Below are 24,533 nucleotides of genomic sequence, written 5' to 3' on the forward strand. Positions count from 1 at the left end.
GTCGGCGTCACTTCTGAAGCGCCCCGGGACCCCCGCCGACCTGCGACGGGAGCGGTGGCCGGGTGGGCGGGCGCGGCGGGTGGCGGCCCGGCCCGCGGCGCTCCGATCAGGAGCCGACCGGCGTCGGCCGCGCCGCCCGGGCCACGGGTTCACGACCGTGGGGCGGTGGGGAGGCCGGCGACTGCATAAAATGTGCTCTCATGTCGAACCCCGATGAGCTGCTCGTCGCCATCTCCGCCGCGGTGGAGTCCGAGCCGAGCAATCAGATGTCGCTGACCGTGGTCGTGGGCGGCGCCGTCATCACCGGCCGGCTGGCGCCGGAGGCCGTGTGGAGGGAACGGGTGGCGGAGGTCCTGAAGGACTCCGACCGGCTCGGCCCGTTCTCCGAGATCTTCGCCCGTGACCCGCGCGAGAGCAGGACCGGCGGCGAGGCGCCCACGCACCTGCACTTCCATCTGGCCCGCATCCTGCAGGGCAACCTGGGGATCCCCGAGGCGGGCGGCATGTACCGGGTCGCCATCAAGGACGTGGGCGCGTGGACCGTGGGCGACTTCAGCTACTTCGACCGGTGAGACGCCGGTCCGTCCGCGCGTCCCGAGGAACGCGGCGGCGGCCGGCGGTCACGTGAACCAGGCACCGGATCAGTGGGAGAGGGCGAGTCCGCCCGGGGTCCGGGCGTGCTCGCCGGCGTCGCCGGGCCGGGCGCCGGCCCGGATCCCGCGCGAGCGCGGCGATCCGTCCAGGACGTCCCGCAGACGGATCCGGTCCGTGTACGCGGAACTGCCGCGGAGGGCGGCGAGCCGGGCCAGGGTGACCACGCCCGTGCTCTGGTCGTCACCGTCGCACACGGTCAGGTACCCGACACGGGCGCCCGCCATGACGGCCAGGGCGACCTCGACGGTCATGTCGTCACTGACCCGGGGCGCGTGCGCGTCTACGCCGTCCCCCATGGCCGTGGTGGTGGTCAGGGCCACGGTCAGGGCCATGGTCGCGGGGGCGGGGTGTGCGGTGGTGCGGTACTGCGTCTGAGCCGGCGTCAAAGGTGCCTCCTGCGATGAGGGGTTCGGGTCTTGTGCCGGGCGAGTGCCGTGGGCACGCCGGGGCCCAGGGAGGCAGTGCGCTCCCTGGGCCCCGGTGCGGAACAGGTCTCAGGCGGCCGAGTCGAGGTCGCCCCGGCCCGGTGTCCGGCGGCGCACCGCGGCGACGACCGGCCGGCCCTGGCCGGCGCGGCCCCGGCGTCCCCGGGAGGCCGACGACGCGCGCCGGGGGCGTTCCACGACCGGCGCGGTGATGACGACCGGGACGCCGGACGGGGTCCGCGCCCCCGTGATACGGCTCAGCTCCGCCTCGCCCGACCGGACCGGGGTGACGCGCGCGTTGATGCCGGCGTCGGCCATCAGGCGGGTCATACCGCGGCGCTGGTGCGGCAGGACGAGGGTGACGACGGTGCCGGACTCGCCGGCGCGGGCGGTGCGGCCGCCGCGGTGCAGGTAGTCCTTGTGGTCGCCGGGCGGGTCGACGTTGACGACGAGGTCGAGGTTGTCGACGTGGATGCCGCGGGCGGCCACGTTGGTGGCGACCAGCACCGTGACGTGCCCGTCCTTGAACTGGGCCAGGGTGCGGTTGCGCTGCGACTGGGACTTGCCGCCGTGCAGGGCGGCGGCGCTGACGCCGTTGCCGAGCAGATGGCCGGTCAGCCGGTCCACCGCGTGCTTGGTGTCCAGGAACATGATCACCTTGCCGTCCCGCGCCGCGATCTCGGTCGTCGCCCGGTTCTTGTCCGCGTCGTGGACGTGCAGCACGTGGTGATCCATCGTGGTGACGGCGCCGGCCGACGGGTCGACCGAGTGGACGACCGGGTCGGTCAGGTAGCGGCGGACCAGCAGGTCGACGTTGCGGTCCAGGGTGGCCGAGAACAGCATCCGCTGCCCGTCGGGGCGTACCTGGTCGAGCAGGGCGGTGACCTGCGGCATGAAGCCCATGTCGGTCATCTGGTCGGCCTCGTCGAGGACGGTGACGGCGACCTGGTCGAGCCGGCAGTCACCGCGGTCGATGAGGTCCTTGAGGCGTCCGGGGGTGGCGACGACGACTTCGGCGCCGCCGCGCAGGGCGTTCGCCTGCCGGCCGATCGGCATGCCGCCGACGACGGTGGCGCTGCGCAGGCGCAGGGCGCGGGCGTAGGGGGTGAGGGCATCGGTGACCTGCTGGGCCAGTTCCCGGGTGGGGACGAGGACGAGGGCCAGCGGCGCGCGGGGTTCGGCGCGCTGTCCCGCGGTGCGGGCGAGCAGGGCGAGGCCGAAGGCGAGGGTCTTTCCGGAGCCGGTGCGGCCACGGCCCAGGACGTCCCGGCCGGCCAGCGAGTTCGGCAGCGTCGCCCCCTGGATCGGGAACGGCGCGCTCATGCCCTCCTTGGCGAGCGCGTCCAGCAACGGCTGGGGCAGCGCGAGTTCGGCGAACGACTCGACGGCCGGCAGCGCGGGCGTGATCGTCTTCGGCGGGGCGAACTCGGCCGACGCGGTCGACCGGTTTCCGTAGCCGTGGGAGCGGCGCGAAACACCGGAACGGCCGGTGGCACGGCTTCCTCCGGAGCGGTCGTATGTGCGGTTCGTGCGGTCGCGATTCATGCGGGATCTCCTCGATGCGGGCACGTATCAAGGGATTTCCGCAGCAAAGTGAACGACGCTGAAAATCGCGAGAACGAGCCGGTGATGACAGGGCTGAATCGCCCTGGAAAAACAAAACGAGCTGGGGCCCGCACCCCCAGGTGCGGGCCCCAGCTGCGAAGAACGCGTCTGTGCCGGTGTCAGGCGATGACGATGTTCTCGGCCGTCGGGCCCTTCTGGCCCTGGGCGATGTCGAACGACACCTTCTGGCCCTCGAGCAGCTCACGGAAGCCCTGGGCAGAGATGTTGGAGTAGTGGGCGAAGACGTCGGCGCCGCCGCCGTCCTGCTCGATGAAGCCGAAGCCCTTTTCGGCGTTGAACCACTTCACGGTGCCAGTAGCCATTGTGTTTCTCCTTCGGAGACGGTGTCAGGAATGCGCCCTGTGCGGATTCCGTGTCGCCGTGATGATCAGCCGTCGGAAAAACCTTCTGGCAACCACACCTGCAACTGACAACGACAGTAGCACGTCGTGATCGACCCTGTGCGGCTAATAACTTCGAGCCGTTCGTGGCCCCAGAAATGTTCCTCGGGCGCTGCGCCCATTTCTCATTTCGCGAAAACAGATATTGCTCTCCCGGGCCGTGACGTTGCCGGCCCGGCCGTCCCCGTTCCGCCCGCCGCCCCATGGCCTCCGCCGCAGGCTGTGGGTGTCCGCCGGGGTCCGCGCGGAGGTCACGGCCGTCGGTGTCGCCGGGCACGAGGTCGTCGGCCGCGGCGCCGCTCCGCCGGTCACGGTGACGATCCCGGGGGACATCGCTCCTACGGCGAGGGCGGCGGACGTACGGCGGACGGCGTTGCCCGGCTTCATGGGATTCTCCTGCGGCAGGGAAGTCGAGCGGACGAAGGCGCATCCCTGGCCCGAGCGGCTGCCCGGCAGGTACAGCTGTGACGGGTTCTCGTGGGTGTGACGCCCGGGGGCAGAAGCGACTCTCGCCGCGGGCAAGGGGGGTGGGAGAGATGGGCTGGACGCAAGCGTCCCTGGCCGGTTGCGTCCTGACCGGGGCGGACCGCGTCCGGGACCGTGTCCGAGGCCGTGTCAGGGACCCCGTCCGGACCGTGTCACGGGCCCCGTCCGGGGCCGTGTCCGGCACCTGCGCCGTGCGCGCGGTCGGCCTCGGGGCCGGGCGATATCGCGACCGAAATGACGACCGAAATGAGGACCGAAACACATTCCGGCGAAGTCCCCGCACTGCTCCGATAACATGTTCGAAACTCGCGACGAACGCCCCTCCTCGTCCGTCCCCTACCGGGAGGGCCTGCCGTCCAGCGCGAAAAAGTACCTGTTCAGCCCGCATCTCACACACTGGTCAGACAATTGATATCTATGCAGTCACGGGTGTTCTCGCGAACCAAGGGGCCGCAGGCCGTCCTGTGGGCGGCGGTCGGCGTGGCGGCGCTCGGGCTCTTCGTCGCGCTGGAGATCGTCGCGCGTCACTACGGCCTGCCGGGGCCGATCACCAGCCAGGCGCGCGAGGTGATATTCCCTCCCAAATCGGGCGGCCTGCTGTACGCCAGCATGGCGTTGATGCTGGTGGTGGTGGACTGGCGGCAGCGGTTCATCGCGGTCGGCGCCGCGATCGCCATAGACGTCGGCTTCCTGCTGGTCCGGTGGGCGGCCGACATCAAGGTGACGGAGGGCCATCCCTTCGGCAACGGGGCGCTGTGGGTGACCCTCGGCTGCGCGGTCGTCGCCCTCACGCGCCGCACCGGCCGTGATCGCGCCCTGCTGCTGAAGGGCGCCGGGCTGGCCCTGCTGCTGATGGCCGGCCGCAAGACCGGGGACACCTGGCTGCTGATCACCTCCACGACCCGCCCGACGGTGCTCGACCAGTACGTGGCGATCGCCGATCACGCGCTGGGCAACCCGTCGTGGCTCGTGGGCCGGGCCGTCACGGCCACCGGCGCGATCGGCTTCAACGTCCTCGACTTCGTCTACGGTCAACTGCCGGTGGCGGCGGTCCTGGTCGCGCTGTACCAACTCCGCAACGTGGCGGCCGAACGCCGCTTTCCGCGCCATCACCTGGTGCGCACGTTCCTGGCGATCGGGCTCCTCGGCCCGGGCATCTACATGATCTTCCCGGTGGTCGGGCCGGTCTTCGCCTACGGCGACGGCAGCGAACACTGGGCCGCGGTCAGCCTGTGGCAGGAGTCGCACTCCAGCGTGCAGTGGGCGGTGGCCGATCTGTGGCCGACGACGCCGCCGCCGATCAGCCCCCCGCACCCGATGTCGTTCGACGGGGTCACCCCGCGCAACTGCATGCCCAGCCTGCACACGGCGTGGGCCACCGCGATCTTCATACACACCCGCAGGGGCCCGCGGGCGCTGCGTTACGCCGGTGCGTTCTGGCTGGTCGCCACGCTCGCGGCGACGCTGGGGTTCGGCTTCCACTACGGCGCGGACATCCTCGCCGGCGTGGTGTTCACGCTCACGATCGAGGGAGCCCTGCGCGCGCACGATCGCGGTTGGTCGCCGTCCGGCGTCCGGCTGGTCGCGTACGGCACGACGGTGTTCGCCGCGCTCCTGCTGTCGTACCGCTACCTGCCGCTGGAGATGGCCGGGCATCCGTGGTTCTACGGACCGCTCCTCGTCCTGGCGACGGTCTCCGTCGTCTACGCCTATCTGCGGACCACAGCGGCGTGGGAACCGAAGCCGGTGCTGCCCCGCCAGGCGGAGCCGCAGCAACACGCGTCCGCGGTGAAACCGCTGTAGCCCGGGTCGCCGGCGCGTCGGCGCGTCGTGTCCGCGGCCGGCGACCCGGCGGGCGCCGGGGCCCTGGGGTCACAGCGGGTGCCAGACCGCGCCGTCGCCGTCGCCGTGCGGTCGTACCCGGCCGAAGACCACGTCCGCGAAGTGGATGCCGAAGCCGAGGGTGTCCGGGCGCAGGAGTTCGGCGATCAGGCTGCGGCGGTGGCGCTCGGACCCGGCGGGGTCGGCGTCGGACACCGCGGACCACTCGGGGTGCCGGATCTGGAGCGAGGAGAGCAGGGCGTCGCCGAAGGCGAGCAGGCGGGCGCCGTGCGAGGCGATGACGAAGCCGGTGTGCCCGGCGGGGTGGCCGGGCAGGGCCAGGGCCTGGACCCCGGGGAAGATCTCCTCGCCGGGGACCACCGGCGTGGTCCGGGGTTCGAGAGCGGTGAGCGCCGGATCGCGGTGGTCCCACTCGGCCTTGGGGATCACGAAGGCCGCCCGGGTGAACAGGGGCGGGTCGACGCAGGCCCAGCCGACGTGGTCGGGGTGCAGGTGGGTGAAGGCCACCGTCTCGATGTCGTCGGGCGACCGGCCGAGCAGGGCCAGGTTGCCGGGCAGCGACCCGCCGTGCACCGCGCCCCGGTCGGGGTGAGCGGGGTCCTCCGGTACCGCGCGCGGCCCGAACCCGGCGTCGATCAGCAGAGCCCGGGCCCCGTGCTCGACGAGCAGACCGCCGGTGTTGGCGACGAGGCGGCGCGTGTCGTTGAGATAGGCGCCGTACCTGCTCCAGTGCCGGTCGACGGCGGCGGGCGGAATGCCGGCCGGCTTCAGCAGCATCGCCCCGTCGGGCACGTAGCTGACCTTCATCTCCCCCACGCGCAGGGTGCGCACGGCGGAGGGCCTGCGCAGGCGGCTGTCGTTCACGGAGGATCTCCTCGCGGGCGGCGATGGCACCCGGCCGCGCCCGGATGCGGGCGCGGGCCGGGAAAAGGGGCGCGGCTCGGTCACGCGGGCGGCTCGGACACAGGTCGGGCACGGGGCGGGGCGGACGGGCGGGTGGCTCGGATACGCGGGCGGCGCGGCCGTCCGCCGTGGGGCGGGGGACGGCCGCGCCGGGTGCGCGGACGGTTCCGGCGGGCGGTGCCGTGTGCCGGACACGGGACGGGCCTAGACCGTGGTCCGCTTGCGGAGTACGACGCCGACGAGGAGGGCGCCGGCGAGGGCGACGACACCGGCGGTGACCATGCCCGCGTGCAGGCCGCCCAGGATGTCGGCGCGGGACGGGACGGCGCCCGACGAGAGGGCGTTGGTGCGGGCGGCGGCGATCGCGCTCAGACCCGAGACGCCGATCGCGGCCACGTACTGCGGCAGCTGCGACAGTCCGCCGACGACGCCCTGGTCCTCCTCGGTGACGCCGGTGGTCATCACGGTGATGAAGGAGACGACGCTGAAGACGTGGCCGAGTCCCATGACGGAGGAGGTGGCGAGCAGGGCGGCCAGGTTCACGTCCTGGGGCAGGGCGAACATCGCCACCGTGCCGGCGCCCTGGATGAGCAGGCCCGCGGCCAGCACCCTCACCCCGCCGAACCGGCCGAGCAGCCGGGCGACGTACATGCCCCCGAGGGTGGCGGCGGCGCCCTCGCCGAGATAGCTCAGACCGGCCTGGAGGGCGGTGAAGCCCAGCACGTCCTGCATGTACAGGCTCAGCAGGACGGTCGTGCCGGCGCACATGCCGAAGGTGATGACGCCGAACAGCCCCGACCACTTCACGGACGGCCGGTTCAGCACGGACAGCGGCACCAGCGGCTCCGGGTGGCGCCGCTCGACCAGCAGGAACGCGACCAGCAGCACCAGGCCGCCGACGATCGGGCCGAGCGCCGCGGGCTGCGTCCAGCCCTCGTCGCCGCCGGTGGAGATGCCGTAGACCAGGCCGAACAGACCGAGCGTGGCCAGGATCGCGCCGGGGATGTCCATGCGGCGGGCGGCGCCGGACTCGTGGATCGCCGGCAGGGCCAGCGCGCCGGCCAGGGCCAGCGCCCCCATCACGCACAGCGCGACCATGGTCCAGCGCCAGCTGAAGCCGTTGGTGATGACACCGCCGCCGAGCGCGCCGAACACGAAGCCGAGCGACATGACGGCGCCGTTGAGACCCAGGGCGCGGGCGCGCTTGGGGCCCTCCTGGAAGTAGCCGGTCATCAGGGCGATGGCGGACGGGGCGATCATCGCGGCGGCGGTGCCCTGGCCGATGCGGGCGGCGATCAGCATGCCGGGGCTGTTCGCGAGGGCGGCGCCGAGGGAGAACAGGGTGAAGACGGCGACGCCGAGGGTGAACAGCCGCTTGCGGCCGATCAGGTCGGCGACCCGGGCGAACAGCGGCAGCAGGCTCGCCGACGGCAGCAGGCTGGCGGTGGCCACCCAACCCAGGGTGCCCGCGGAGGAGAAGCCGAGGGCGGTGCCGATGTCGGGCAGGGCGACGGTGACGATGGAGAAGTCCAGGCCGCACATGAAGGTGGCGCAGCACAGGGTGATCAGCACCAGCCACTCGTGTGTGCCGAAGACGGCGCCGTCGGCGGCGGGTGCGGGCGGTGCGGCGGCCTCCTGGACGGAGTGGACGGGGGGTGAGGATTCGGTGACGGCCATGAGGGGTCCTTCCTGGTGTCTCGCTGGCTGTCCCAGCTTCGAATCGGCGGACCTGCGCAACAAGGACGATCTGTGCAACGATCGATTCGCCGGGCTCATCGTTCGAGGTCGCAGGAGTGAGGGGGTGCGGGAGAACCGGTCATGGAACGCCAGGAGATCGAGATTTTCCTGACCCTCGCGGAGGAACTGCACTTCGGGAGGACCGCCGAGCGGGTGGGCGTCTCGCAGAGTCGGGTCAGCCAGACCATCGCCCGGCTGGAGCGCCGTATCGGCGCCAAGCTGTTCGACCGCACCAGCCGTCAGGTCGTCCTCACGCCCATCGGGGAGCAGCTCGGGGACGATCTCGCGCCCGCGTGGCGCGGGGTCGAGGAAGCGGTCGCCCGGGCCATGGCGGCCGGGCGGGGCATCACCGGCTCGCTGCGCATCGGGTTCTCCGGCGCGTTCACGGGCCATCTGCTGCACAGCATCGCCGAGGGGTTCGGGCGCCGGTACCCGGGTGTGGACGTGCAGATCCGGCAGGTGCAGATCTCGGACCCGTACGGTCCGCTGCGCACCGGGGACGTCGAGCTCCAGGTCACCGAACCCCCGGTGTCGGAGCCGGATCTGACGCTGGGTCCGGTGCTGGTGTCGCAGCAGAGGGTGCTGCTGATGGCGTCCGGGCACCCGTTCACGCGGCGGGCGTCGGTGAGCGTGGAGGACCTGGCGGAGGCGACGCTGCTGACGGTCGCCGGGAACGTGCCGACGCACTGGCTGGACCACCACTTCCCGCGGCAGACGCCGTCGGGACGGCCCATCCCGCACGGGCAGGCGATGACGCACTGGGAGGACGCGCTCTCCCTGGTTCTCGCCGGCAAGGGCGTGACGCCGGTGGCGGCGGCCGGCGCGCACTACTACAGCCGTCCCGGCCTGGTCTTCAGGCCGTTCTCGGACGCCCCGGACATCGACTACGCCTTCGTCTGGCCCACCGGCCACGAGACGGCGCGGCTACGGGCCTTCGTCCAGGTGGCCATGGAGCGGGTCCGCGCGGTGGGCGGCCCCTCGCGCGCCGTGGAGAGCCTGTGGACGGAGGGGGAGAAGGGCGTCTGAGGCCGCCGGCCGAGCGCGGCGAGCGGGGACGGGCGTCTGAGGCCGCCGGTCGAGCGCGGCGAGCGGGGGACGGCGTCCGAGGCCGTCGGCCGAGCGTGCGGCGACCGGGGGAACGGCGTCCGAGGTCGCCGTCGGCCGGCGGGCGGGTGACCGGTGGCCGAGGTCATCGGCCGAGCGTGCGGCGAGCGGGGTTCACTGGAGGCTTCCCGCGCCCGCGGCGGCGAGATAGCGCTGGTCGGGGCTGTCCTGGAGCATCACGTGGTGGAGCGTCGTGGTGGAGGGCGACGGGGGGATGCCGAGGTCGTCGGTCATCCGGCGGTGCAGTGACTGGTAGACCTCCAGCGCGGCGGCCCGGCGGCCCGAGGCGTAGAGCGCCCGCATCAGCTGGGTGTGCAGGTTCTCGTGGTACGGGTGTTCGTCGACCAGGGCGACGGCCTCCCCTACGGCCTCCTGGAAGCGCCGGCACAGCAGCAGCGCGTCGATCCGTGCCTCGCAGGCGGCGAGGTGCGCCTCGTTCAGCACCCGGGCCTGCACGGTGAGCCGGCTGCCGAGCCGGACGTTGCCGAAGGGCGCCCCGCGCCAGATCGCGAGGGCCTCGCCGAGCATCTCGGCGGCGGCGTGCGCCTCGCGCCCGTCCAGCAGGCCCCGGGCCTCCAGGACCAGCCGCTCGAAGCGGGGCCGGTCCCATTCGTCGGGCCGCAGCCGCAGCACATAGCCGTTGCCGTCGGTGACCAGCCGGTGGTCGGCGATCTCACGGGCGCTGGCGCCGGCGCCGGCTGCCAGCGCCTTGCGTATCGCCCCGATGTACGTCTGCAGGGCGGTGGTCGCGGTGCGGGGCGGCTCGCCGTCCCACACCTCGCTCAGCAGCGCCGGCACGGAGACGCGGTGGTTGGCCTTCGCCATGAGCAGGGCGAGCACCTGCCGTTGCTTGGGTGCGCTGGGGGTGACGTCACGCCCCTGCTCGCGGATGTCGATCGGTCCGAGGACACGGAACTCCACAGCCCCTCCTCAAGGTCGGGTGTCACCGCCCGGCACGGCGGGCGCTGTGCGGGCGAACGGGTCGGCAGGAACTCCGCGTCGCTGCGGGATTCCCGTGGTGCTGTGTGTGGGGGAGGGCAGGGCGTGTGGTGCCGTGTGGGGGGAAGGGCGTCGGCCGTACCGCGGACGGCGGTCGGGCCCCTGCTGCGTGCGGCGGTCAGCCGCCGCCCGGGGCGAGGCACACCTCGTGCCCGAGCCTGCGGTGGGCCGAGGCGACGGACACCAGCGTGGCGTGCCGGTGCCAGCCGGGGTACGACCGGCCCGCGAAGTCGTGCAGGCCCAGTTCGGCCTCGGCGACCCCGACCCGCGCGGCCGTGGCGGAGCCGATGACCGCGAGGGCCCGGCTCTGCCACGCCGGGGGCAGGTTGGTCAGCCAGACCCGGTCGGGCCGTGGGCGGGGAGTGGTCCAGACGCCGACCAGCAGGGCCGGCCGGTGGTGCGCCGGCAGGTGCACCCGCAGGGTGCCGAACCGGGGCCGCCCGGGGGCGAGGGGGGTGGTCACGGAGGGCCGGGCGTGCCGCCGCAGCAGGTCGTCCGCCGGCTCCGGAACCGTGTGCGCTCCGGTCGTGTCGGCCGGGTGGGGGTCGGTGACCGGGGCGGGCGCCAGGGGCAGGGTGTCGGGGAGGGCCACGATCCAGTCCAGGCCGCGGGCGTCGAGGCCCTCGATCACGGCAGCGGCGTCGATGTGTCCGTCCGTGTGGACGACGACCGGCGGCATCTCGGGCGTGGTACGCGCCAGTCGGTCGGCCAGGGCGAGGCACAGCTCGGTCGCGGTGGCGTGGCCGGTGACCTCGGGGATACGGGCCTGGTGGCGCAGCGCGGCGTCCTCGGTCCAGCGCCGGGGCAGGTACAGCCGCCAGTCCACGGACAGGTCGCCGAGGTCGCCGGAGAGGAACGCGCCCACGGCGAGCTGGCAGTTGACGGTGCGTCCGACGGCGGGGACGAAGCGCCGGTGGACGCCGGCGGACAGCGCGCCGCGCTTGGGGATGACCACGGGGGCGAGCGTCCAGGCGTGCGGGGCGGTGTGCTCGGCGACCCAACGGGCGAGTTCGGCGCGGACCGGCCGCCAGGGCCAGGCGCTGTCGTTGACGAACTGCTGCAGCGACTGGGGCGCCGTCGGGGACGGCGTCACCGAGGCCGCTATGCGCCGCAGTGACTTCTTGCCCTGGGTGGTCAGCAGTCCCCGCAAGTAGACGCCGGCCCACCGTCGTTGGTCGGCCCGCGGCAGATGGGCGAAGAGCCGCTGGGCCGGCGGCGGAACGCGCTCGGTGGCCGGATGCATGGACGGACTCCTCTCTCCCGGCAGCGGCAAATATACAGAACATTCTCTATGTTTCTAGGCCGGTGATCGGACCGGCGGTGTGCGGAAGGGGTGCGCGGAGAGGTGCCCGGGGCCTCTGAGCTGCGGCAGGAGGCGGTGTGCCGGGCGGCGGACCGGCGCGGAAAATTCCGTGCGCGGCACACGAGGCGGCATGCGGGCCCGGCCCGGGTGACACGGCCCGTGTGTGGAACGGTTCATTCCGTCACCGGAGGTGGTCCTGAAGGGGATTCCACCCCGGGCCGAGGGCCGTCAGTCGGTGGCCGGGCCGGCGGCGGCCGAGGGAGCGGGAGCGCCCGAGGGAGCGGGGGCGGCCGAGGGGGAGGGGACCGGGGCGGCCGAGGGGGAGGGGGCGGCCGGGGGTGAGGGAGCGGCCGAGGGGGCGAGCAGGGCGCCCAGTGCCTTCAGGGCCTGCGCCAGGCTTTCCTCGGGACCGTCGCCGGTGGCCGTGCGCAGTGCGTCCGGGGCGGTGGCCGCGGCTTCGACGCCGAGCAGGATGTGGGAGAGCAGGGAGGCGGCCGCCACCGGGGTCAGTCCGGCGTCCAGGCGCTCCTCGTACCAGGCCCGCTCCAGTGCCTCGCGCAGGCCGGGGACCCAGGAGTCGTACCAGCCGTGATCGGCGGCGTGCCCCTCGCGGGTGAGCCTGGCGGCCGCGCGGATGCTCTGGGTGCCGCGCAGCGCGTCGGCCAGGGTCAGCACCTCGTCGAGCACGGCCCGCAGTCCCGGCGCGGCGGCGGTGCCCCGCATCACCTCGCGGGTGGCGGTCGTGCCGGCCTCCTGGACGGCGTCCGCCAGCGCCGACTTGCTGGGGAAGTGGAAGGTCAGCGCGCCCATCGTGACACCGGCCGATCTGACGATCCGGTGCAGGGAGGTGCCGTCGTAGCCGTGCTCGGCGAATTCGGCGGACGCGGCCCTGACGATCCGCTGCCGGGTCTGCTCGGCCCTCTCCTGTCTCGCCACCTGTGTGCGCACCTCCTCCCGCCCCCGTGTGTCGCGGCCGGCCCGCGACGAGACCACCCTAGGTCAAGGAATTACCAAGAGATCGGGAGAAGCAGCAGCTCGGAACGTTCTTGGCAGGTTGGCCGGTAAGGGCTGCACGATCCGGCTGACGGTCCGGCGGGCACCTGTTTGACTGAGTGCCATGATCGAACAACCGTACGTGATGAGTGACCGGGTCGTCATGATCACCGGAGCGTCGTCGGGCATCGGCGCCGCCGCGGCCCGGCTCTTCGCCGAGCACGGCGCGGCGGTCGTGCTCACGGCCCGCCGCCGGGAACAACTCGCCTCCGTGGCCGAGGAGATCGAGGCCAAGGGAGGCCGGGCGGCGTACGTCCCCGGGGACATCCGCAGCGGCGAGGACGTCGAACGGGTCGTGGAGACCGCGCTGCGCCGCTTCGGCCGCCTGGACGCCGCCTTCAACAACGCCGGCTACGGCACGCTCGGCACCGAACTGCACGAGATGTCGGACGACGACTACGACGCCGTCATGGACGTCAACGTCCGAGGTGTCTGGAACTGCATGCGCCACCAGATCCGCGCCATGCTGGGCACCGGCGGCGGGGCCATCGTGAACACCGCGAGCGTGGCCGGCCTGATCGCCACCGGGGTGGGCGCGCCCTATGTGGCCGCCAAACACGCGGTGATCGGCCTGACCAAGGCCGCGGCGGCCTCGTACGGGGACCGGGGCATCCGGGTCAACGCCCTGGCGGTGGGCAGCACGCTCACCGAGATGATGGAATCAGCCATAGCGCAGATGCCCGGCGTGGAGCAGACGTTCTTCGCGCGTGCCGTGCAGAAGCGGTTCGCCGCCCCCGTCGAGGTGGCGCAGGCGGCGCTGTGGCTGTGCAGCGACGCGGCGTCGTTCGTGACCGGCGCGACCGTCCCGGTGGACGGCGGCACGCTGGCCGTCTGAGACGCCGCACCGCGGTCGGTGCGGCCCGACGGCCGTCCGGGACCCCGCTTCATCGCGGCGCCCGGACGGCCCCGGGAGCGAACGGACGCCGTCTGGGCGGGACTTCTCGGTCACGGCACGCGTCCCGTGACCGGAGAGGCTTGGCGAGCGGGGGAACCCTTCCGGCCCGGAACCACGCCCTAGCGTGCCGTCGGCACCCGTTCGCCGGTGCCGGCCGGCCACAGCGTGCCGGCGGCCGCCTCCTCGTCCAGGGCGCGCAGCAGCGTGTGGTCGATCTCGTCGAGCCCGTCCACGAGATGGCGTGCCCCGGCCTCTCGCATCAGTTCGGCCTGGTGGCTGTGTGCGAACCGGCTGGGCCGGCCGATGAACGGCGCCCCGAGCGCTCTCGCCGCCTCGGCGACCCGGGCCACGTCGTCGATGAAGAGCACCTGGCCGTGCTCCAGACCGAAGCGGGCGGTGATCTCCCGCAGCCCGGGGCGCACGTCGTTGGTGCAGATGTAGTGGGGCGGCGTGAACAGGTCGGCGTACGCCCCGAGATGCTCGTCGAAGTGGGTCTTGGCCAGGCCGCCGTAGCAGACCACCTCGAGCCCGGCGGCGCGCAGCCGCCGCAGCAGTGCCTCGGCTCCCTCGGTGACCTCCACGGGGTGCTCGGCGAGGTGGGCGGCGCGCTCCTCGAAGTAGGCGGCCAGGGCCTCCTCGCCGGTCATCGGCTGCGGCACCGCCGCCGCCATGGCGCGGCCGGCGTCGGCCTGCCGCTGGGAGAAGACACTGCGTTCGACGTCGGCCGAGTACACGCCGCCGCGGCGGGTGACGAACCGGTGGATGAGCGGGCTGAACGTGTCGGCGAGCAGCACGCCGTCGATGTTGACGGCGGCGAGGCGCAGGCGATGCGGGCGGTGCGGTCGGTCGGTCATGATGCGGGTCCCTCCCCTTGGGCGGGCGCGCTCACGGACGTCCACAGGGACAGAGCGCGCTCCTCGCTGTTCTCGATCCCGCCGAGCGCCGCGTCGGTGGCGACGCCGGGCAGCAGCAGGCGCCACATGTTCGCCGTCCGGCGCGGCAGGTCGGCCCCGCCGGGAGACGACCTGCGCGTACTCCTGCATGCCGGTGCACGCGCCGACGACGAACTCGGCCAGCTCGCCGATGCGCACGTGCTCGCGCAACTCGCCCTGCGCGCGCGCCGCTTCGAGACACTCCTCGAAGCTGCGGGCCCACACCGCGTACGGCGTGGCGTCCTGTAGGCCGAAGGCGGCCTGCTCGCCGGTGAGCCGGACGCCGGCGCGCAGCATCGGGTCGGCCTGCAGCGAGTGCGACCAGATGAGGGTGATGTCCACCAGGCGCTGCAGTCCGGTCGTGGGCACATGCGGCTCGATCGTGCCGCGCTGGGCGTTCATCACCTCCATCGCGAGGTTCTGCTTGTCCTTGAAGTGGAAGTACAGGGCCCCCGCGGTCACCCCCGCGCGCTGCAGGATCTTGTTGATCCCGGCGCCGGCGTAGCCGTACTCGTCGAAGACCTCGGCGGCCGCCCGCAGCAGCTGTTCTCGGGTGTGAATCGCGCGCTCCTGTTTGGGCGCGCGATTCGTGTTCGCTTGTGCCATGGCGTCATCCCGGTCTCGACAAGAAAAAGAACGTCCTCTATGTTACTGGCCGTGGCGCGCCTCCGCCACCGTGCGGGGGCAGCGCATGTCGACGCTGGACAACCAGGGGGGTTCCACATGAATGAGACGGTGACGGCTGCCGCGGTGTCGAGAACGGTCCGGGTCGCGAAGGATCTCGTCCACAAGCACGACGGCGGCCAGGTGCTTCTCTCGGGCCTGAAGCGCCTGGCGGAGGACGAGTTCCTGGTCGCGGCGGACTGGACGGACGCGGGCCGTCTCGTGGCCGCCGGCGACCGGGGGGAGGGCAGCGCCGTACTGCTCACGGAAACGATTCGGCAGACCTTTCCGCTGCTGTCGCACGCCGGTTACGACGTCCCGTTCGACCACCGTCTGCTGTGGAGCGAGTACCGCTACACGCTGAACCTCGGGACACTGCGCGAGGACGGCGTCGGCGGCCGGCCCGACCTGCACATCCGCTGCCACGACGTGGTCCGCCGCCGCGGCCGGGTCTGCGCCCTGTCCCTGGACGTCACCGTGCTGCGCGACGGCGAGCAGTTGGCCACCGCGCACACCCGGTTCACCATCCAGCCGCCCGCCATCTACGAGCGGCTGCGCGGCTCCCACGGCGACGCCCACCGCATGCTGGAACTGGCCCGCAGCCGCCCGCTGCCGCCGCCGGTCTCCGGCGCCGGCGAGGAGTTCCGGGACGTGGTGCTCTCCCCCACCGACGCGACGGACCGCTGGCAGCTGCGGATCGACACCTACCACCCGATGTACTTCGACCACCCCGCCGACCACGCCCCGGGCATCCTGCTGCTGGAGGCGGCCAAGCAGGCCGTGCGCACCGTCCGGCACCCCAGGGTCGGCCTCGCCGAGGCGATGGAGACCGTCTTCCACCGCTACGTCGAGCTCGACTCCCCCTGCTGGGTGGAAGCCCGTCATCTGCCCGACGACCAACTCGGCCGCGCCCGCTTCCTGGTGACGATGCATCAGGAAGGACAGCTGTGCTTCACGGCGCTGGTGTCGGTCGCCAAGGAGCAGTCCGGCTGACGTTCGCGTCCCGCCCGGCCCCCGGCAGCGTGTCTCCGCCCACCCGGGCGACATGGGCGCCCAGCACCATGTCGTCGCCGACGGCGACGGGACGGCCCACGGAGCGCAGGAGGTCGAGGTCGGAGGCGTGATCGCCGTAGGCGGCGGCGTGCGAGGGGGACACCGCGCGCCGCCGCATCAGCGCGCGCGCCAGCCGGCCCTTCTCGACGCCGATGACCGGGCGTTCCACCAGCCCCGTGCAGTGGCCGCCGACGTACTCCGGCTCGCTGCACAGGATCTCGTCGGCGCCGAGCAACTCCGCGACCGGCTCCAGACAGGGCCGGAACGAACCCGACACCAGCACGATCAGCGCCCCCCGCGCCCGGTGCCCGCGCAGGGCGGACACCACCGGCTGGTGCAGCAGCGCGCCGCCGGCGAGCTCCGCCTCGAACCAGGCGCGGCCGTGCGCGAACAGCTCCTCGCGCGGCCGGTCCGCGAACAGGCGGTAGTACTCGCGGTTGGTGACCAGCCGTGAGACGCCCGCCGCCGACCTGCGCCGCAGCGTGTCCGCCGCTTCCTCGTACGCGGACGGCGGCAGACCGCGCTCGCGGTAGTGGAACTCGAGGAAGCGGAACATGCTCTTGACGGTGATCAGCGTCTCGTCGACGTCGAAGAAGGCGATCTCGACGGGGGCGTCGCTCGGTGCGCCGGGGACATCGGACACAGCGGACATGGGGTACGGCCTTCCGTGCGGGTGACGGGTGACGGGTGACGGGGGAGGGGTGACGGGGGAGGGGCGGCCGGCGCCGGTACTGCGGCCCCCACGGTCTGGGCGGGCACGGGTGGGCCCGCCGCACCGACGGGGCCGGCCCGGACGCGGAGCCGGCGGGCCGGCCCGGGGCGCGCGGGCCGGCGGCGCCGCGTCCCGGACGACGCCGGGAGCGGCCGGGTCGGACCGGGACAGCCGGGGCCGGCGGGGCCGGCGGGGCCGCCAGGACCGGAGGGGTCCGCCGGGGCCGCCAGAACCGCCGGGGCCGCCAGAACCGGCGGGGCCGGCGGGATCAGACGGTTGCGGGGACCGGCGCGGCGGCTCGGGAGGCCAGGTAGGTGCGGGCGCTCTTGCCGGGCGTCTTGCGGCCCAGGTGGCGCGCGGCCACCAGCTGCTCCAGCAGCGGGGCCGACCGCGGCGCCCGGCAGCGCGGGTCGGCATGGAGACGGCGCTGCACCTCCAGGGCCACATCGGCGCCGACCGTGTCGAGCAGCCGTACCGGACCCAGCGGCTGGCCGCCCACGCCGCGTGCGGCCGCGTCCAGCGCGGCGGTCGTCGTCTCCTGCGCGTCCAGCAGCTCGAGAGCCTGGTTCAGATACGGGAAGAGCAGCGCGTTGACGATGAAGCCGGCCCGGTCGCCGCACCGCACGGCCTGCTTGCCGAGCCGTTCGGCCACCGCGCGGGCACGGGCCAGGTTGTGCGCGCTGGTTCCCTCCGCCGGGACCAGCTCCACCAGGCGCATCACCGGGGCCGGGTTGAAGAAGTGCAGGCCCAGCACGTCCGCCGGCCGGCCCGCCGGCTCGGTGCAGTCGGCGACCGACAGACTCGAGGTGGACGTGGCCAGCAGGGTGCGCGGCGCGCAGACCTCGCCCAGCTCGGCGAACAGCGCTCGCTTGACCTCCAGGTCCTCCACCACCGCCTCGACGACGAGGTCCACCGCGACCAGCACCGAGCGGTCCGCGGTCGCCGTGAAACGGCTCTCCCCCGGCTCCTCGCCGGTGTCCGCGCCCGTGCCCGCTTCCACGGTCGTGCGCGTGCGCTGGAGTGCGAACTCCACGCGTTCGGCGGCCGCTCGCGCCTTCTCCTCGGTCCGCGCCAGCAGCGTGGTGTCGAAGCCGCCGCGCACGAAGGACTCCGCGATGCCGGTGGCCATCGTCCCGGAGCCGACGACCACCACCCGGCGTCCGGGCGGGGCGGTCGGCTCCGCCGGACGGCCCGGCGCCGCGCCCCGGTCGTGGCGGTGGAAGCCGCGGCCCGTCTTGCGGCCGAGCGCGCCCCGGGCGATCAGCTCGTCGAGCACCGGGGCCGGCGACGTGTGCCCGTCGGCCGTCTCGGCGAGGCGGGAGAGCAGGTCACGGGCGGTGTCCAGGCCGATCGCGTCGAGCACGGCCAGCGGCCCCTCGCGCCAGCCGCAGCCGAGCCGCATCGCGGTGTCGACGTCCTCGGCGGTGGCGTACCCGTCGTGGACCATCCACGCGGCCCGGTTCAGCAGGCCGAGCAGCAGACCCGGGGCGAGCGAGCCGGGTCGGTCGACGACCCGGTGCGCGGTGATCCCGGCCGCCGTCAGGATCCGGTCCACCCGCTCGGCGGCGGCATCCCCGGCGCGGGCGGCGCGGGCGACCTCCACGGCGTCGAGGTCGTCGGCGCGCAGGAAGCGCAGCGCGAACAGGTCGGGGCCCGCGGCCTCCTCGAGGTCGGCGAGGGACGTCGTCAACGCCGTGGTGAGCACCGGGGTGCCCGGACGCAGGTGACGGCGTACCTTGGCGAGCACCAGCCGCTTCAGCGCGGCCGGTTCCGGCACCGACTCGATGACCAGGTCGGCCGTGGCGACCCCGGCCGGGAAGCGGGTCAGGGTGCGGGGGCGCTCGGACGGGCTCAGGTCCCGGACGCGGCCCAGCGCCGCCGGGTCGGCGTCGACGCCGACGACGGTGAGCCCCGCGCCGGCGAGTCGGCGCACCAGGGCCAGTCCGGTGCCGCCCAGACCGACGACGGCGACGGTGTACGGAGACGGCGCGGGGACGCCGTCCGGCTGATCGGGCATGGTGTGCTCCTGCTTGTCGAGGCGGTCGGGGGTTGCCGACGGCCGTCCAGGGCGGTCGAGGACGGTCGGAGACCGCCGGCGGGTCCGGGGCGGGTCGGCCGGGGGTGTGCCGGCGGGTGGGCGTGCGGTCAGCAGCGGCTGCCGGGGAGTGGGTGTGCCGTCAGTAGCGGCTGCCGGTGGGGGCGGGGGCGGTGTCGAGGTCCCGTAGGTCCTGCGAGGTCAGGCGCAGGGCGGCCGCGGCCAGGTTGTCCGTCAGATAGCGGGGCTGTTTGGTCCCGGGGACGGGGACGACGTGGTCGCCCTGCGCGAGGGTCCAGGCCAGGGCGACCTGGGCGGCGGTCGCGCCGTGCCGGGCGGCCACCTTCTCCACGGTGTGCGTGATGCGCAGGTTGGCGGTGAACGCCGCCCCGGTGAAACGGGGGTTCGCGGCCCGGAAGTCGCCGGCCTCGAAATCCTCCGGCCGGGTGTAGCGGCCGGTGAGGAAGCCCCGGCCGAGCGGTGCGAACGGCACGAAGGCGGCGCCGTGCGCGGCGCACCAGCCGGAGATCCCGGTACCCGGGTCGAGCGGTTCGCGGGTCCACAGGGACAGTTCGGACTGCACCGCCGCCACCGGATGGACGCGGTGCGCGGTGTCGGCCTGCTCCCGGGTCACCTCCGACAGCCCGAGGTGGCGCACCTTGCCCGCGCGCACCAGTTCGGCCAGCGCGCCCCACGACTCCTCCAGCGGTACGGCGGGGTCGACGCGGTGCAGGTAGTACAGGTCGATGACGTCGACGCCGAGCCGCCGCAGGGAGGCGTCGGCCGAGCGACGGATGTGCTCGGGGGAGCCGTCGCGGCTCAGTGCCCGGGTGGCCAGGTCGTCCACGACGATGCCGGTCTTGGTCGCCACCACGGCGTCGCCGCGACGCCCGGCGAGGGCACGGCCGACGAGGGTCTCGTTGTGGCCCTCGCCGTAGGCGTCGGCCGTGTCCAGCAGGACCGGACCGGCGTCCAGCGCCTGCCGGATCACCGAGACCGACACCGTGTCGTCGCGCTGGGACTCGGCATAGCCCCAGCTCATTCCCATGCATCCGAGGCCGACGGGACGGACGTCGAATCCGGTCGGACCGAGGCTGCGCGTGCTCAAGGGCACGTTCCTTCCTGTGAGTGGGGTGGGCCGGGGCCGGGGTGCGGACACCCCGGCCCGTCAGGCCGCGGCGGTGAGGACCAGGGCGGCGTTGTGCCCCCCGAACCCCAGGGACGTGCTCGCGGCGACGCTCATCCGCCGGTGCCGCGCCGAGCCGGTGACGACGTCGATGTCGACGTCGATCGCCGGGTCCAGCGACCGCACGTTGGCGGTGGGCGGCACCGCGCCGTGGTACAGCGCCAGTGCCGTGTACGCCGCCTCGACGGCGCCCGCCGCGGCGAGGGTGTGGCCGGTGACGCCCTTGGTGGAGGAGACCGCCGCGCGGTCGCCGAGCACCGAGTGCAGGGCACGGGCCTCCGTGAGGTCGTTCATCGGGGTGGAGGTGCCGTGCGCGTTGACGTGCTCCACTTCGTCGGGCAGCACTCCGGCGTCGTCCAGGGCGGCCCGCAGCGCCCGGGCCAGGCCCTCGCCCCGCGGGTGCGGGGCGGTGGCGTGGTGCGCGTCGGACGTGGCGCTGAAACCGGCGATGTCCGCATAGCGCCGGGCGCCCCGGGCGGTGGCGTCCGCGCACCGCTCCAGCACCAGGATCGCCGCGCCCTCGCCGGCCACGAAGCCGTCCCGGTCCGCCGCGAACGGCCGTGAGGCCGCCCCGGGTTCGTCGGTACGGCCCGACAACGCGCCCATCCGGGAGAGCCCGTTGAGCGTGCCGGGGCTGATCGCCGACTCGGTGCCGCCGGCCAGGACGACGTCGCACAGTCCGGACAGCAGCCATTCGCGGGCCGTGCCGATCGCGGACGCCCCCGACGCGCACGCGGTCGCGGTGACCAGGCTGGGACCGTGGATGCGCAGGTCCATGGCGACGTATCCGGCGACCATGTTGACCATGCTCATGGGGATCATCAGCGCGGACACGTCCTCGGGGGTGCCCTCGGAGTACGTGCGCAGTTGCTTCTCCAGGGTGGCCGCGCCGCCCAGCGAGTTGCCGATGACCACACCCACCCGCGTGCAGTCCCAGGATCCGGTGTCCAGACCGGAGTCCGCGACCGCCTGCCGGGCGCCGACCACGGCGAGCTGGGTGAAGCGGTCCAGCTTCCAGGCGGTGCGCCGGCCCAGCTCGGCCGTGGGGTCGAAGCCGGGGACCCGGCAGGAGATGTCGACCCTCTCACCCTTGAGCTCGGGGTCGGTGGCCCCGGCGGAGACGCCGGACAGCACGCGCCGCCAGTTCTCCGCCACCCCGATGCCGGCCGGGGTGACCAGGCCCATTCCGGTGACCGCGACTCCGCGGCCCCGGGCCACGCCGCTCATGCCTGATCCGCCTTCGCGCGGATCACGTTGACGGCCTCGTCCAGGGTGAAGGCGGACTTCAGCTCGCCCTCCTGGAGGACGATGCCCATTTCCTTGCGCAGGATCAGGCTCAGCTCCACGAGGATCAGGGAGTCGATCTCCAGCTCGTCGAAGGTGGCGCCGGAGAGCAGTTCCGCCTCGTCGAGGCCGAACTTCTCGCTGATCAGGATGGAGACGCGGTGCTTGAGGGACTCCTGGACCTGGATGACGGGAGTGCTCATGGTGGTTTCCTCTCGTGGTGCTTTTCTCGGTGTTGTGGGTGCTGTCGGTCTTGTCGGTTTTGTGGGAGCGGTGGGGCTGTGGGGTTGTGGGGGCGTGGGGTTCTGGGCCGTGGGGTCCTCGGTGCGGCCGGTGGCTCTCGGTGTCGCCGGTGGGGTCAGCCGGTTTCCAGGGCCGGCCAGACCAGTGCGGCCGAGCCCCAGGTGAGGCCGCCGCCGAACCCGGTGAGGAGCACGCGGTGGCCGGGCCGCAGCTCGCCGTCGGCGGCGGCGTCGCGCAGGGCGAGCGGGATCGAGGCGGCCACGGTGTTGCCGACCCGGTCCAGGTTGGCCACGATCTGCTTCTCCTCCAGGCCGAGTTGCTCGCCCACGGCGTTGAGGATGCGGATGTTGGCCTGGTGGGCCACGACCTTGTCCACCTCGGCGGGCGTCCAGCCGATCCGGTCGAGGAGGGCCTGCGAGGACCGGCTCATGTCCAGCACGGCCCGGGTGAACACGGGACGGCCGTCCATGGTGAAGAAGTGGTCCCCGTCGCCCGGGGGGCCGGGCGTGGAGCGCTGCCGGGAGCCTCCGGCGCGCACGGTGATCAGGTCGGCGCCCGAGCCGTCGCTGCCCAGGTCGAAGCCGAGCAGCGCACCCGGCTCGTCCGCCCCGCCCGCCCGCAGGACCACGGCTCCGGCTCCGTCGCCGAAGATGGCCCGGGTGGTGCGGTCGGCCGGGTCGAGGATGGTCGAGAAGGTGTCCGCGCCGATCACCAGGGCCCGTTCGGCGACCCCCGCGGTGATCATGGAGGCGGCTGCGGCCAGCGCGTACACGAACCCGGTGCAGACGGCGGACACGTCGAACGCGGGAACCGTCCCCAGGCCGAGCCGGTGGGCGACGTCCGGCGCGGTGGCCGGGCACGGTCGGTCCGGCGTGCTGGTGGCCAGCACCACCAGGTCCACTCCGGCCGCGTCCTCCCCACCGGTCCGGCGGGCCGAGGCGAGTGCGTCCCGGCCGGCCGCCACGGCGAGGTCGGAGGTGGCCTCGCCCGGGGCGACGACATGACGCCGGCCGATCCCGGTCCGGGTACGGATCCACCGGTCGGAGGTGTCGAGCTGCTCCGCCAGCTTCTCGTTGGAGACGGCCGTCGCCGGCAGGGCGCCCCCCAGGCCGCACAGGACCGCGACGCGGCTCATGAGGCCAGCTCCCCCGGCTCGTGGCCGCCCGAACGGCCGGCGTGCGCCGCCAGGGCCGTGAGCCGCGCGGCCGGAGTCCGCGGGACCGCCGCACCCGCAGCCGTCGCCGTCGCGGCGACCGAGGCGCCGGGCGTGTCCCCGGCGTCCGGCGTGCCCTCGGCGGCAGGCTCAGGGGCACTGCCCGCCCGCAAGGCGCTCCCCGCCCGGAGACCGCCCCCCGCGCGGATGTCGTGCCCCGCCCGGAAGCTGCTTCCCGCCCTGCGCAGTGCCGTACGGACCGCTGTCGGCTCAGGGGGGACGATCGCCGCCACATGGCCGTCGGGGCGGACCACGAGGGCCCTCGGGGCGGTGCCGAGCAGGGGGGTGAAGCCCGGCCAGGCGGAGATGTCCCGTACCGGAACACCGTCGGGGGCGGCCGCCGAGACGGACGCACGGGCGGCCAGCCAGGTGGAGTCCTGGCGGTCGCCGGCCCAGAGCAGCAGCGTCAGACGGGCCGGGTCGATCGAGGGCCAGCGTTCTGCGCCCGGCTGTGGGTCGTCGTGCGCGGCGAACACGGGGAGCCGGTCGCCGACGCGGATCCTGCGGGTCAGCCCCGGCAGCGTGTCGCGCAGGGACTCGGCCGGGCGGTAGCTGACGTCGTGCTGCGCCATCAGCGGGCCGCCGAACCGCTGCAGCACCCCGGTCCGGTGCGCCAGCCGTACGGTGACGTCGCGCAGGGCGAGCTCGTGGCGCCGCTTGAACAGCCCCCAGCCGGTCTGCTTGGCGGTGGTCAGCACGATGCGCTCCGCGGCCAGGCGTCGGTCGCTGTCGTAGGTGTCGAGGATGCCCGGTTCGAAGGCGCCCCGGACCACGCCGGCCAGCTTCCAGGCGAGGTTGACGGCGTCCTGGATGCCGGTGTTCATGCCCTGCGCGCCGGCGGCGCTGAACACGTGGGCGGCGTCGCCCGCGAGGAAGACCCGGCCCGCGCGCATGGTCTCCGCCACCCGGCGCCGGGCCCGGAAGATGGTGGACCAGTCGAGCTGGCCGACGACGCCGGGCCGCGGGGAACGCTCGTCCAGGAACCGCTGGAACAGCTCCGGCGGCGGCCCCTGCTCGCCCCGCCAGTCCGGCACGCTGATGGCGAGCCGGTACTGGCCGTCGCCGAAGGGGGCGATCCCCAGGGCGCCGGAGCGGGAGTAGCAGTACACCAGCGCGTGCTGGTCCAGGTCGCCGGCCACGGGACCGTCGCCGATCGCGAACAGCACGTCGTCGCCGGCGCCCAGCAGCTCGATCCCGGCGAAGCGGCGCACCGCGCTGTGCGCGCCGTCCGCGCCGATCACCCAGTCCGCCTCGATCCGCTCGGTGCGCCCGTCGGCCCGACGCACCTCCGCGACCGGCCGGGGCCCCGAGGTGTCGAGCCCGGTGAGGGAGCCGGACTCGATCTCGCCGCCGTACGCGGCCAGCCGGGTGCGGATCACCTCCTCCGTGGTGTCCTGCGGGACGACCACGCCGAAGGGGTACGGGGTGTCGGTGAGCCGGCTCATCTCGACGGCGCCGAGGTGCCGCTTGTCGGAGTAGTACTGCACCGAGTCCAGCCGGTTGCCCAGCTCGATCAGCGGCTCGGAGGCGCCGATGCGGCCGAGGAGTTCCAGGCTGCGCGGCCACACGACGCTGGCCCGGGAGTGCTGGGCGGGGCCGGCGGCCGAGTGGTCGACCAGCCGGACCGCGACGCCCTGCGCGAGCAGTTCGGTGGCGAGTACCAGGCCCACGGGGCCGGCGCCCACGACGAGGACGGGACGCCGCTCACCGGGGTCCTCGCGCTGGGGGAACGCCATGACAGTCCTTTCGACGAAGTTCAGCTAGGTGCGGAGAGGTTCAGCAAGTGCGAAGGGGTGGAGCGGAGT

Annotated in this window: 22 protein-coding genes; 6 read left to right on the top strand and 16 right to left on the bottom strand. The window is 73.7% G+C overall.

Features of this window, described 5'->3' with window-relative positions; all coding sequences use genetic code 11:
• The first annotated feature begins 200 nt into the window (after positions 1 to 200).
• On the top strand, positions 201 to 572 hold the full coding sequence (locus QF032_RS20895; RefSeq protein ID WP_306950653.1) for a hypothetical protein: 372 nt from the start codon (positions 201 to 203) through the stop codon (positions 570 to 572).
• Between the two features lie 69 nt (positions 573 to 641).
• On the opposite strand, the gene QF032_RS20900 is transcribed toward QF032_RS20895, so the two are convergent.
• From QF032_RS20900 to QF032_RS20910, 3 genes are all read right to left on the bottom strand, one after another.
• Complete coding sequence (locus tag QF032_RS20900) at positions 642 to 1,040, bottom strand: CBS domain-containing protein (RefSeq protein WP_373430362.1); 399 nt, start codon at positions 1,038 to 1,040, stop codon at positions 642 to 644.
• A gap of 108 nt (positions 1,041 to 1,148) precedes the next feature.
• Positions 1,149 to 2,624: a DEAD/DEAH box helicase gene (locus QF032_RS20905; RefSeq protein ID WP_307057028.1), complete on the bottom strand. Its 1,476-nt coding sequence runs from the start codon at positions 2,622 to 2,624 to the stop codon at positions 1,149 to 1,151.
• A 179-nt stretch (positions 2,625 to 2,803) separates the two neighbouring features.
• Complete coding sequence (locus tag QF032_RS20910; protein ID WP_057577987.1) at positions 2,804 to 3,007, bottom strand: cold-shock protein; 204 nt, start codon at positions 3,005 to 3,007, stop codon at positions 2,804 to 2,806.
• A gap of 304 nt (positions 3,008 to 3,311) precedes the next feature.
• On the opposite strand from QF032_RS20910, the gene QF032_RS20915 reads away from it, so the two are divergent.
• Positions 3,312 to 3,572 carry a hypothetical protein gene (locus QF032_RS20915; RefSeq protein WP_307057030.1) on the top strand — a complete coding sequence of 87 codons (261 nt, stop codon included), beginning with the start codon at positions 3,312 to 3,314 and terminating at the stop codon, positions 3,570 to 3,572.
• Positions 3,573 to 3,988: 416 nt separating this feature from the next.
• Positions 3,989 to 5,374, top strand: coding sequence for a phosphatase PAP2 family protein (locus QF032_RS20920; RefSeq protein WP_307057031.1), 1,386 nt, complete (start codon positions 3,989 to 3,991; stop codon positions 5,372 to 5,374).
• 69 nt (positions 5,375 to 5,443) lie between these two features.
• On the opposite strand, the gene QF032_RS20925 is transcribed toward QF032_RS20920, so the two are convergent.
• Complete coding sequence (locus tag QF032_RS20925) at positions 5,444 to 6,277, bottom strand: MBL fold metallo-hydrolase (protein WP_307057033.1); 834 nt, start codon at positions 6,275 to 6,277, stop codon at positions 5,444 to 5,446.
• 243 nt (positions 6,278 to 6,520) lie between these two features.
• Positions 6,521 to 7,993 carry an MFS transporter gene (locus QF032_RS20930; RefSeq protein WP_307044707.1) on the bottom strand — a complete coding sequence of 491 codons (1,473 nt, stop codon included), beginning with the start codon at positions 7,991 to 7,993 and terminating at the stop codon, positions 6,521 to 6,523.
• A gap of 141 nt (positions 7,994 to 8,134) precedes the next feature.
• Here QF032_RS20930 and QF032_RS20935 point away from each other — a divergent pair, with 141 nt between their 5' ends.
• Positions 8,135 to 9,079: a LysR family transcriptional regulator gene (locus QF032_RS20935; protein WP_307057035.1), complete on the top strand. Its 945-nt coding sequence runs from the start codon at positions 8,135 to 8,137 to the stop codon at positions 9,077 to 9,079.
• A gap of 192 nt (positions 9,080 to 9,271) precedes the next feature.
• Here QF032_RS20935 and QF032_RS20940 read toward each other — a convergent pair whose 3' ends face one another.
• The 3 genes from QF032_RS20940 to QF032_RS20950 all read right to left on the bottom strand — a co-directional run bounded on the left by QF032_RS20940 (position 9,272) and on the right by QF032_RS20950 (position 12,395).
• Positions 9,272 to 10,078, bottom strand: a complete 807-nt coding sequence (locus tag QF032_RS20940) for an AfsR/SARP family transcriptional regulator (protein WP_306950666.1) — start codon at positions 10,076 to 10,078, stop codon at positions 9,272 to 9,274.
• Positions 10,079 to 10,274: 196 nt separating this feature from the next.
• Positions 10,275 to 11,399 carry an IS701 family transposase gene (locus QF032_RS20945; protein WP_307044709.1) on the bottom strand — a complete coding sequence of 375 codons (1,125 nt, stop codon included), beginning with the start codon at positions 11,397 to 11,399 and terminating at the stop codon, positions 10,275 to 10,277.
• Between the two features lie 288 nt (positions 11,400 to 11,687).
• Positions 11,688 to 12,395 (bottom strand): TetR family transcriptional regulator, encoded by a 708-nt coding sequence (locus QF032_RS20950; RefSeq protein WP_307044712.1) that lies wholly within the window; start codon positions 12,393 to 12,395, stop codon positions 11,688 to 11,690.
• A 181-nt stretch (positions 12,396 to 12,576) separates the two neighbouring features.
• On the opposite strand from QF032_RS20950, the gene QF032_RS20955 reads away from it, so the two are divergent.
• Positions 12,577 to 13,347 carry an SDR family NAD(P)-dependent oxidoreductase gene (locus QF032_RS20955; RefSeq protein ID WP_306950671.1) on the top strand — a complete coding sequence of 257 codons (771 nt, stop codon included), beginning with the start codon at positions 12,577 to 12,579 and terminating at the stop codon, positions 13,345 to 13,347.
• A 179-nt stretch (positions 13,348 to 13,526) separates the two neighbouring features.
• On the opposite strand, the gene QF032_RS20960 is transcribed toward QF032_RS20955, so the two are convergent.
• The gene (locus tag QF032_RS20960) at positions 13,527 to 14,945 is read right to left on the bottom strand and encodes a ScbR family autoregulator-binding transcription factor (protein ID WP_307057037.1); all 1,419 of its coding nucleotides are present in this window, start codon (positions 14,943 to 14,945) and stop codon (positions 13,527 to 13,529) included.
• Between the two features lie 117 nt (positions 14,946 to 15,062).
• Here QF032_RS20960 and QF032_RS20965 point away from each other — a divergent pair, with 117 nt between their 5' ends.
• A complete protein-coding gene (locus QF032_RS20965) occupies positions 15,063 to 15,995 on the top strand; it encodes a ScbA/BarX family gamma-butyrolactone biosynthesis protein (protein ID WP_307057039.1) in 933 nt (310 codons plus the stop codon).
• On the opposite strand, the gene QF032_RS20970 is transcribed toward QF032_RS20965, so the two are convergent.
• From QF032_RS20970 to QF032_RS21000, 7 genes are all read right to left on the bottom strand, one after another.
• Positions 15,955 to 16,707, bottom strand: coding sequence for an HAD family hydrolase (locus QF032_RS20970; protein WP_307044718.1), 753 nt, complete (start codon positions 16,705 to 16,707; stop codon positions 15,955 to 15,957). The genes QF032_RS20965 and QF032_RS20970 overlap by 41 nt on opposite strands.
• Positions 16,708 to 17,035: 328 nt before the next feature.
• Positions 17,036 to 18,784, bottom strand: a complete 1,749-nt coding sequence (locus QF032_RS20975; protein WP_307057040.1) for a 3-hydroxyacyl-CoA dehydrogenase family protein — start codon at positions 18,782 to 18,784, stop codon at positions 17,036 to 17,038.
• Between the two features lie 160 nt (positions 18,785 to 18,944).
• Positions 18,945 to 19,910 (bottom strand): aldo/keto reductase, encoded by a 966-nt coding sequence (locus tag QF032_RS20980; RefSeq protein ID WP_307044722.1) that lies wholly within the window; start codon positions 19,908 to 19,910, stop codon positions 18,945 to 18,947.
• A gap of 60 nt (positions 19,911 to 19,970) precedes the next feature.
• Positions 19,971 to 21,215, bottom strand: coding sequence for a beta-ketoacyl-[acyl-carrier-protein] synthase family protein (locus tag QF032_RS20985; RefSeq protein ID WP_306950686.1), 1,245 nt, complete (start codon positions 21,213 to 21,215; stop codon positions 19,971 to 19,973).
• Positions 21,212 to 21,475 (bottom strand): acyl carrier protein, encoded by a 264-nt coding sequence (locus QF032_RS20990; protein WP_307044724.1) that lies wholly within the window; start codon positions 21,473 to 21,475, stop codon positions 21,212 to 21,214. Before QF032_RS20990 ends, QF032_RS20985 begins: the two co-directional genes overlap by 4 nt.
• A gap of 155 nt (positions 21,476 to 21,630) precedes the next feature.
• Positions 21,631 to 22,650, bottom strand: coding sequence for a beta-ketoacyl-ACP synthase III (locus tag QF032_RS20995; RefSeq protein WP_307057042.1), 1,020 nt, complete (start codon positions 22,648 to 22,650; stop codon positions 21,631 to 21,633).
• On the bottom strand, positions 22,647 to 24,464 hold the full coding sequence (locus QF032_RS21000; RefSeq protein ID WP_307057044.1) for an FAD-dependent monooxygenase: 1,818 nt from the start codon (positions 24,462 to 24,464) through the stop codon (positions 22,647 to 22,649). Before QF032_RS21000 ends, QF032_RS20995 begins: the two co-directional genes overlap by 4 nt.
• Positions 24,465 to 24,533: the final 69 nt, after the last annotated feature.

The sequence above is a fragment of the Streptomyces achromogenes genome (assembly GCF_030816715.1).
In the GTDB taxonomy this organism is placed as follows: domain Bacteria; phylum Actinomycetota; class Actinomycetes; order Streptomycetales; family Streptomycetaceae; genus Streptomyces; species Streptomyces achromogenes_A.

What these genes read in the sequence shown, in the direction of transcription:
- QF032_RS20895 (WP_306950653.1), top strand. Translation starts at nt 201, where the DNA reads ATGTCGAACCCCGATGAGCTGCTCGTCGCCATCTCCGCCGCGGTGGAG.
- QF032_RS20905 (WP_307057028.1), bottom strand. Translation starts at nt 2,624, where the DNA reads ATGAATCGCGACCGCACGAACCGCACATACGACCGCTCCGGAGGAAGC.
- QF032_RS20910 (WP_057577987.1), bottom strand. Translation starts at nt 3,007, where the DNA reads ATGGCTACTGGCACCGTGAAGTGGTTCAACGCCGAAAAGGGCTTCGGC.
- QF032_RS20920 (WP_307057031.1), top strand. Translation starts at nt 3,989, where the DNA reads ATGCAGTCACGGGTGTTCTCGCGAACCAAGGGGCCGCAGGCCGTCCTG.
- QF032_RS20930 (WP_307044707.1), bottom strand. Translation starts at nt 7,993, where the DNA reads ATGGCCGTCACCGAATCCTCACCCCCCGTCCACTCCGTCCAGGAGGCC.
- QF032_RS20935 (WP_307057035.1), top strand. Translation starts at nt 8,135, where the DNA reads ATGGAACGCCAGGAGATCGAGATTTTCCTGACCCTCGCGGAGGAACTG.
- QF032_RS20945 (WP_307044709.1), bottom strand. Translation starts at nt 11,399, where the DNA reads ATGCATCCGGCCACCGAGCGCGTTCCGCCGCCGGCCCAGCGGCTCTTC.
- QF032_RS20955 (WP_306950671.1), top strand. Translation starts at nt 12,577, where the DNA reads ATGATCGAACAACCGTACGTGATGAGTGACCGGGTCGTCATGATCACC.
- QF032_RS20960 (WP_307057037.1), bottom strand. Translation starts at nt 14,945, where the DNA reads ATGGCACAAGCGAACACGAATCGCGCGCCCAAACAGGAGCGCGCGATT.
- QF032_RS20965 (WP_307057039.1), top strand. Translation starts at nt 15,063, where the DNA reads ATGAATGAGACGGTGACGGCTGCCGCGGTGTCGAGAACGGTCCGGGTC.
- QF032_RS20970 (WP_307044718.1), bottom strand. Translation starts at nt 16,707, where the DNA reads ATGTCCGCTGTGTCCGATGTCCCCGGCGCACCGAGCGACGCCCCCGTC.
- QF032_RS20975 (WP_307057040.1), bottom strand. Translation starts at nt 18,784, where the DNA reads ATGCCCGATCAGCCGGACGGCGTCCCCGCGCCGTCTCCGTACACCGTC.
- QF032_RS20985 (WP_306950686.1), bottom strand. Translation starts at nt 21,215, where the DNA reads ATGAGCGGCGTGGCCCGGGGCCGCGGAGTCGCGGTCACCGGAATGGGC.
- QF032_RS20990 (WP_307044724.1), bottom strand. Translation starts at nt 21,475, where the DNA reads ATGAGCACTCCCGTCATCCAGGTCCAGGAGTCCCTCAAGCACCGCGTC.
- QF032_RS20995 (WP_307057042.1), bottom strand. Translation starts at nt 22,650, where the DNA reads ATGAGCCGCGTCGCGGTCCTGTGCGGCCTGGGGGGCGCCCTGCCGGCG.
- QF032_RS21000 (WP_307057044.1), bottom strand. Translation starts at nt 24,464, where the DNA reads ATGGCGTTCCCCCAGCGCGAGGACCCCGGTGAGCGGCGTCCCGTCCTC.